Genomic DNA, 2,157 nt, shown 5'->3' with positions numbered 1-2,157 from the left:
GTGGTGGGTCGGGCCGAGGCGCGGTATCAGGATCACTCCTGACCCGTCTCCTCGACCCGCCCTCCGAACCGTACGTGCGAGTCTCCCCGCATACGGCTCTCCACGAACCCCCAGACGGGCTTGTCGGTTCTCAGATCACGACCTGGTCCCACGGTGATGGGATCTTGCTGCCTCGGAACCGGTAGCGGGTAACCACTACCTTCGCCGGATGGAACAGCTCGACCCCATTCTCTTTCGGACGCCATCCCGGAGTGCCGGTAAAGAAACGGCGGCGCAGCGCCTCCCAGTTCAGGCCCAGGTGTCTCTTACGAATCCACCAGGCCACACGGTGCCAAGTGAAATCGTCCAGATAACTGAACGTTTGCTTGGACACCCCGTACCGGAAATAGGCACACCACCCCCGCAGCGCCCAGTTCACTCGGCGCAACAGGGACTCCAGCGTCGAATGCCGTGCTCTTTTGGTCAACGCCCGTACCTTCGCCTTAATGGAGGCGACCGCCTTCTTCGACGGATAGGTGTAGACGTACTTGTTCGCAGTTCCACGCTTGCGGCGGCGCTGGATGTGAAACCCCAAGAAGTCGAACCCCTCGTCCATGTGACACACTCGGGTCTTGCGCTCAGAAAGCCGCAATCCCAAAGGTGCCAACAGTGCGGACACCTGCCCCCACATCGCCACCGCGTGCTCTCGGGAGCCACGCACCATCACCACGAAATCATCCGCGTAACGGACCAGGCGATACGTCGCCCCGCCCTTCTCGCGGTGACGCGTCCTGTGATACGAACTCTTGAACGAGCTCCACTGCGCACAGAAATGCTCATCCAACACCGACAACGCGATGTTGGCCAGCAGCGGAGACAAGATCCCACCCTGCGGGGTGCCGGTGATCGTACGCCGCACCTTGCCTCCCTCAGCCATGACACCGGCTTTGAGGAAGGACTTGACCAGCGCAAGGACCCGTTTATCCGCAATGCGCCCACGCACCCGCTCCATCACGGCCGTATGCGAGAGCTCATCGAAGCAGGCATGAATGTCCGCTTCGAACACCCACAGGTGTCCGCGGTTCGCCGACCCCCAGTAGTGGATCTCCGCGATCGCGTCCTGAGCCCGACGTCCGGGACGGAAGCCGTGACTCACCGGCTCGAAATCCGCCTCGAAGATCGGCTCCAACACCAGCTTCAAAGAGGCCTGCACCACCCGATCCGCCGCTGTAGGGATGCCCAGCATCCTGACCTTGCCCTCCCCCTTGGGGATGAGACGCTCCCTCACCGGGAGCGGAGCAAACGTCCTGGACCTCACCTGATCCCTGACCTCGGCCAGGAAATCAACAACGTCGAAATCGTCAGAGATATGAGCCGGGATCACCCGATCCACCCCTGCGGTACGTGCCCCCTTGTTCCCCTTCACCCGACCCCACGCCACCGTGAGGAAATCCGGGTGATGAACAAGGTTGAACAGATCATCGAACCTGCGACCGGAATCCCCGGTCGCCCATCGGTGCAGTTTGGCCTGCATCCTCTGTACCCGCATCCCCGCCCCTGAAAGGTCAGGCCACGATTCGCCGGTATTCACCAGCGCCTCCAGACATCACAGTTCCGTTCTGACTTAACTGCGTGGGTTCGCTGGGCCCCTTCGCCATGTACACGGCTTTCCCGTGCTCGGACTACTACGAGCCCTCCGCCCCGTACCGAGGAGATCAGCAGACGGTGTGCCCACCCGCCCGGGGCATCTGGCCGATGCCACCGGCGGGATCCTCGACCCGGTTCCCACGTTCACCACGAATCGATCAACGGGTGAGGTGCCCGACTATGCCCCAGCAGCATCGCCATGATTACGCCGCAGACTTTCACCATGGCCTCCAAGGGAGCGAAACAAACGCCGCTCGGAGTTCCCCCGTCGAGAAAAAACAGGGGACGCACTGCAACCCAACCCATATCCACCGGATTTGAGCTGGCGGTAAGCTTATGAGGCTTTATGACGCCGGTTCCTCGCGTACACCTTCCCGTCTTGCTAGCCGGACCCAGACCATCCGGTAGTGCTGGCCTGTCCCGTCGTTGTCAGGGCTGCTTCCCGCCCTTCCCGGCACCTCCCGGGTCAGGCTGCCCTCAGCTTCATCCGGCTGCTGCGACAGCCGAACGGTGCAGGTCTTCCACCTCCAC

At 62.2% G+C, this 2,157-nt stretch carries 1 protein-coding gene; it reads right to left on the bottom strand.

Annotated features, from left to right (window positions below):
• Positions 1-130 precede the first annotated feature (130 nt).
• Positions 131-1,513: a group II intron reverse transcriptase/maturase gene (gene ltrA / locus D457_RS0131545; protein ID WP_204367494.1), complete on the bottom strand. Its 1,383-nt coding sequence runs from the start codon at positions 1,511-1,513 to the stop codon at positions 131-133.
• Between the last annotated feature and the right edge of the window lie 644 nt (positions 1,514-2,157).

The organism is Nocardiopsis valliformis DSM 45023 (genome assembly GCF_000340985.1).
Taxonomy (GTDB): domain Bacteria; phylum Actinomycetota; class Actinomycetes; order Streptosporangiales; family Streptosporangiaceae; genus Nocardiopsis; species Nocardiopsis exhalans.
Note: the sequence above shows the minus strand (reverse complement) of the source record. Positions and strands in the feature narration are given on the sequence as shown.

Excerpts from the sequence above, each read along its gene's own strand:
- ltrA (WP_204367494.1), bottom strand. The coding sequence starts at position 1,513 with ATGCAGGCCAAACTGCACCGATGGGCGACCGGGGATTCCGGTCGCAGG.